The organism is Haladaptatus sp. (assembly GCF_049589095.1).
GTDB lineage: Archaea > Halobacteriota > Halobacteria > Halobacteriales > Haladaptataceae > Haladaptatus.
Map to the genome: position 1 here is coordinate 1 of NZ_JBAWAC010000481.1, position 4,876 is coordinate 4,876.

7 protein-coding genes and 1 pseudogene are annotated in these 4,876 nt (G+C 62.2%); 5 read left to right on the forward strand and 3 right to left on the reverse strand.

What is annotated here, in order from left to right; all coding sequences use genetic code 11:
- Positions 1 to 967: ATP-binding protein (locus WBV42_RS14890; RefSeq protein ID WP_423986729.1), on the reverse strand; the 967-nt coding region annotated here is incomplete at its 3' end.
- Positions 968 to 1,230: 263 nt separating this feature from the next.
- Here WBV42_RS14890 and WBV42_RS14895 point away from each other — a divergent pair.
- The 5 genes from WBV42_RS14895 to WBV42_RS14915 all read left to right on the forward strand — a co-directional run bounded on the left by WBV42_RS14895 (position 1,231) and on the right by WBV42_RS14915 (position 3,589).
- Complete coding sequence (locus WBV42_RS14895) at positions 1,231 to 1,749, forward strand: nicotinamide-nucleotide adenylyltransferase (RefSeq protein ID WP_066145149.1); 519 nt, start codon at positions 1,231 to 1,233, stop codon at positions 1,747 to 1,749.
- Positions 1,746 to 2,516, forward strand: coding sequence for an SAM hydrolase/SAM-dependent halogenase family protein (locus WBV42_RS14900; protein WP_423986730.1), 771 nt, complete (start codon positions 1,746 to 1,748; stop codon positions 2,514 to 2,516). Before WBV42_RS14895 ends, WBV42_RS14900 begins: the two co-directional genes overlap by 4 nt.
- A gap of 57 nt (positions 2,517 to 2,573) precedes the next feature.
- A complete protein-coding gene (locus WBV42_RS14905) occupies positions 2,574 to 3,047 on the forward strand; it encodes an NUDIX hydrolase (protein ID WP_423986731.1) in 474 nt (157 codons plus the stop codon).
- Between the two features lie 50 nt (positions 3,048 to 3,097).
- Positions 3,098 to 3,253 (forward strand): hypothetical protein, encoded by a 156-nt coding sequence (locus WBV42_RS14910; protein WP_423986732.1) that lies wholly within the window; start codon positions 3,098 to 3,100, stop codon positions 3,251 to 3,253.
- Positions 3,254 to 3,397: 144 nt separating this feature from the next.
- The gene (locus tag WBV42_RS14915; RefSeq protein ID WP_423986733.1) at positions 3,398 to 3,589 is read left to right on the forward strand and encodes a hypothetical protein; all 192 of its coding nucleotides are present in this window, start codon (positions 3,398 to 3,400) and stop codon (positions 3,587 to 3,589) included.
- On the opposite strand, the gene WBV42_RS14920 is transcribed toward WBV42_RS14915, so the two are convergent.
- A complete protein-coding gene (locus WBV42_RS14920) occupies positions 3,583 to 4,686 on the reverse strand; it encodes an asparagine synthase C-terminal domain-containing protein (protein WP_423986734.1) in 1,104 nt (367 codons plus the stop codon). The genes WBV42_RS14915 and WBV42_RS14920 overlap by 7 nt on opposite strands.
- A pseudogene (locus tag WBV42_RS14925) lies at positions 4,686 to 4,876 on the reverse strand (PHP domain-containing protein); the annotation flags it as partial. The pseudogene WBV42_RS14925 and the gene WBV42_RS14920, both read right to left, overlap by 1 nt.

The following is a 4,876-nucleotide window of genomic DNA, read 5'->3' on the forward strand; positions in this document are numbered from 1 at the left end:
GTGCCGGGTGCATGTTCTCCATCGCGTCGAGGTTCCCCGCCGCGACCATCACGAAGTCGGTCGGGACGGGTTCGGTGTGAACCATCGCACCGGACGAGCGCTCGGACTGACCGGTGATGGGGAACTCGCCCTCCTGAATCGCGGTCATCAGCTTTTGCTGACTGCGAATGTCGAGGGTGTTGATCTCGTCCACGAACAGGACACCTTTGTTGGCCTTGTGGATGGCTCCCGGTTCCACGCGGTCGTGGCTCGGGGTCTCCATTCCGCCGGACTGGAACGGGTCGTGGCGCACGTCGCCCAGCAGCGCACCCGCGTGGGCACCCGTCGCGTCCTCGAAGGGAGCGCTGGTGACGTCGCTGTTGTTGACCAGCAGGTTCGGAATCATCGCGTCGGTGCCACGCGACCCGTAGCGGAACGCGAGGTAGATGACACCCGCAGCGAGGATTCCGAGGAGCGGCTTGCCCGCGATGAGGAGCGCGTAGCCGACCACGATGGCGATGATGACCCACATCAGGAACGAGCGCATCTGGTTGCGCTTGCGGGCCTCCTCCTTGTGCGCCTCGATGATTTGTTCGCCCTTTCCGGCGGGAACGGTCCGAACCTTCGGTTCGTTCCCGTCGTCGGGGTTGTGATAGACGAGGACGTCTTGCAGATCCTCCTTGGGGAGGAGCTGACTCATCGCCTTCGCCAACATCGATTTCCCGGTCCCCGGCGACCCGATCATCATCACGTGGCGGCGCTGTTTCGCCGCCTTCAGGATGATATCTCGGGCGTGATCCTGCCCGATGACCTGGTCGACCAGTCGGTCCGGAATCTCGACCTCTTCCGTACTTTCTATCTCCAACCCACCCAGCAGATCGTCCTCTGCAATATCGTCGGCGACCTGGGCGTCCACCTCACTCCCAAGGCGGTCGACTTCTTGCTCGGCTTCTTGCTCCGGTGGTGAAGCATCGGTGTCGTTACTCATAGAATTCGTTTTGTGTAGTTGAAAACATGGCTGGAGAACTGATATACTTTCTCCCTCCCTGTGTTCCGTCTCACTCCATTTCAGGCCGTCAAACGTACGAATAGAAGGAATCGGGGAAAATAAATCTCCTTCACACCGTCCGCGCTGTTAATCGAGAACGCGAACGCACGAACGAAACGAAGGATGGTAGAACACGAACTCACGAAACGCCGTCCCACGAGCGACTCGTCACTCTTATAAAAACGCTACACGACAAATCTATCATGACTCGCGGGTTCTACATCGGGCGCTTCCAACCCTACCACAACGGCCACCACAACGTGGTCGAGACTATCGCCGAGGAAGTAGACGAACTCGTCCTCGGCATCGGGAGCGCGGGCGACTCACACAGCCGTCACGACCCATTCACGGCGGGCGAACGCATCATGATGATAACCAAATCCCTCGTGGATTCCGACCTCGTGACGTACGCCGTTCCCATCGAGGACTTGGACAGGAACTCCGTCTGGGTCAGTCATGTGCAGAGCATGAGCCCGGATTTCGACGTGGCCTACTCGAACAACCCACTCGTCATCCGCTTGTTCGAGGAAGCGGGCGTGGAAGTGCGCCAATCGCCCATGTTCAACCGCGAAGTGCTGGAAGGAACCGAGGTACGCGACCGGATGGTCGAAGGCGGTGATTGGCAGCGACTCGTTCCCGACCCCGTCGTCGAAATCGTCGAGGAAATCGGCGGCATCGACCGTATCCAACAGGTCAGCGACTCGGATTCGAACGGAATATGATAACCCTCTCGTCCGATTTCGGCACGCCGTACCCGGCGGCGATGAAGGGCGTCTTGCTCCAGCACAGCGACGCGCGTCTCGTGGACATCGCCCACGATTTCCCGCGACAGGATGTTCGGACGACCGCGTTCTGGCTTCGGGAAGTCATCCCCTATTTTCCGCCCGCCGTCCACCTCGTCGTCGTCGACCCCGGCGTCGGTACCGACCGCGCGGCGCTCGCAGTTCGAGCAGGGGGCCACGCCCTCGTCGGCCCGGACAACGGCGTTCTGCTCCCGGTCGCCCGCGAACTCGCCGAGTCGGAGCAGTCCGACGCCGACGGGTTCGAAGTCTTCCGCGTTTCCTACGAGGACGCGGACAGCGCGACCTTCCACGGACGGGACGTGTTCGCGCCCGCCGCCGCGAGGATTCACGAGGCGGGGATCGACGACTTCGAAACCCTCGACGATATCGAACCCGCGGAAGCGTTCGAGGACCTCCGGTTCCCGAAGCCGACCGTGGAGGACGACTCGGCGGTCGGCGAACTGCTCGTCGTGGACGACTTCGGGAACGCCATCACGAACGTTCCGGGCGACTTTCTCGACGGCGTTGACGAACTCTCGGTCAACGGCCAGTCCGCGCCGGTCGAACCCTCCTACGCCCACGTCGAACCCGGCGAGCGACTCGTGACCGTCGGCAGCCACGGAAACGTCGAACTCGCGGTCAACGAGGGACGCGGCGACGAAGTGTTCAACATCGGAATCGAGGACGAGATACGGTTGGAAAAGTGATCACCAGTTTGCGTTTGCGACCGTAACGGTGAACCGATCCCGGAATTCCTTTTGCGTATGGAGACGACGCGCCACTTCACCGCGACCACGTACGTCGTGAACGACGGCGAGTGCTTGCTTCACGACCACGAACGGCTCGGGATGCTTCTCCCGCCCGGCGGTCACCTCGACCGGGACGAACTGCCGCGCGATGCGGCCCTGCGCGAAATCCGCGAGGAGACCGGGTTGGAGGTGACACTGCTCGAACCCGAAACGAGCGTGACGGCCGATTTCGGTCGGGAACTCGCGCCCGCGGAACACACCATGCTCTACGACGTCGATGCGTTCGACGGGGAAGTCGCCCACCAACACATCGACTTCGTCTACTACAGCGAGGCGGCAAACCGGGACCTCGCTCCCGACGACGACGAACGAAGGGCCGATTGCTGGCGATGGTTCTCGCCGGACGACCTGCGGACGCACGAGGCGGTGACCGAGGAGGTCGTCACGCTCGGCATCGAAGCCATCGAACGCGTCGAATTCCAGCAGTAGAACCGATTAGGTGGTGTATAATAAGGTCTATACGGTGAATTCCACAGTTCATGAGTATCATTGATCGTCTGCTCGGCACCGACAAAGACGGCGACGACGACACGCGACCGACGTACGTCTGTACCGGCTGTGGCAAAGCGTTCGACGGTGACCGGAAACTCTGTCCCGACTGCGGAAGCGAACAAGTGGTTTCACCCCGACACTGATAGGAAACGAACTTGTTGGCACACTATATTTACTGATTCCTTCGGACGAGTTGAAATAAGGAATCGTATCTCGCGGAAATCGGCGTTTCAGCGACATTATTCGCCGGATAATAATGACACTGCTAGTTGTCGAACAAATCGAGAATGGGATTTGTCAGCCGGGTCAGTCTGAAATTTGGGAGCGGTGATTCGACGCGATTCGAATGCAAGTCGTGCGGGAGACCGTACGAACTCGACCGGCAGATGTGCCCCGATTGTGGCGGTCACTGCATCGGCTACCGTGAATCGTGGCTCCAGAAGAAACTCGGTCCGCAGTCGCGCAAGCGCTTTTACTGATCGGTCGATTCGAGACGGGAGCGAACGTACTTCGTCACGTGATCGTCCATCCGTCGTTTGTAACCCGCCTGCCGCGCGAGGCGATCGAGTTCACGCGCGACCAGGCTGCCGTACTGCACCGCCTTCTTGTCCCGCGTTGCGATCTCGTCCGGAACGAACGCCCGAGCGGACCGTCTGAACGTCCACTTTCGGACGTCATCCGAGACGAGCATCGACCCCGGTAGCCGAAGCGCTTCCCGGACGACGCGGTCGTCGAGAAGCGGTGCGACGGGTTCCACGCCAGCGGCTCGGAGCGTGAGGATGTCCCGCGGCAACTGTTCGGCGAGCGTTCGAATCGTCTCGCGGGCCGCACCGCGTACCGTCTCCGCCTCGACGCGGTGGTCCGCACGGGCGACTTTCTCGTATCCGCCGAACAGTTCGTCCGCGCCCTGTCCCACCGCGAGTCGGTCGTAGCCGTCCGCCCGCGCTCGCTCGGCGGTCAGATAGAGGGGTAACGCGATCTGCACGTCCATCGCGTTGGTCCGCCCGATGGCGCGAGCGACTTCGGGAACCGCACGCTCGATGTCCTCGTGTGAGACATCGACGATCCGTAGATCACGGTTCATCAGGTCGGCCGCTGTGCGGGCGGCTTCCACGTCGTGACTGTCGCGGAAGCCAGCGACGTACAGCGGGCAGTCGAACGCGCTGGCGACGACGGCGGAATCGACCCCGCCCGAGAACGCGACGGCGAGACCGTCGCCGGACACGGCGCCGAGACTTCCCTCGATGGCCTCCCGAATCGCGGAAACGGCATCCGCCTCGTCCTCGAACGGGTCCGGACTGGGGAGGTCCCACAGTCGCTCGTCGTCGTTCCCGCCCTCACCGATTTCGTCGGTTATCGTCCGGGCACAACCCGCCGGAATCGGGTTCGGCGAGTCGAGGTCGGTCGGGTCGTAACTCCACGACGTCGGGTCATCTTCCTCGGAGAACAGTGGATAGCGACCCAGCACGTCGCGGACGAGACGCCCGTCCACCTCGCCCGCAAACCCGTTACCACCCGGAAGCGCGTCGGCCGTGTCGATAGCGCGACGAACGACGTCGGTCGATGCCCCCTGCATCAAAGATAGTGCCCGACGCGGTTGATGACCCGCCGTTTCACGCCGCCTGCGGCCTGTCGAAAGCTGATCCGCCACGGCGTTCGTTTTCCGTCGACCTCCGTCCGGCCATCGACGATGGCACCGAGGATGGCCCGCCTGTCGCGCGTGGTCACGTCGATTTCCGTCACCGCCTGCCCGACCATCTCGCTGA

Bases quoted from the DNA above. Each gene is read 5' to 3' on its own strand.
- WBV42_RS14900 (WP_423986730.1), top strand. From the start codon at position 1,746: ATGATAACCCTCTCGTCCGATTTCGGCACGCCGTACCCGGCGGCGATG.
- WBV42_RS14910 (WP_423986732.1), top strand. From the start codon at position 3,098: ATGAGTATCATTGATCGTCTGCTCGGCACCGACAAAGACGGCGACGAC.
- WBV42_RS14905 (WP_423986731.1), top strand. From the start codon at position 2,574: ATGGAGACGACGCGCCACTTCACCGCGACCACGTACGTCGTGAACGAC.
- WBV42_RS14920 (WP_423986734.1), bottom strand. From the start codon at position 4,686: ATGCAGGGGGCATCGACCGACGTCGTTCGTCGCGCTATCGACACGGCC.
- WBV42_RS14895 (WP_066145149.1), top strand. From the start codon at position 1,231: ATGACTCGCGGGTTCTACATCGGGCGCTTCCAACCCTACCACAACGGC.
- WBV42_RS14915 (WP_423986733.1), top strand. From the start codon at position 3,398: ATGGGATTTGTCAGCCGGGTCAGTCTGAAATTTGGGAGCGGTGATTCG.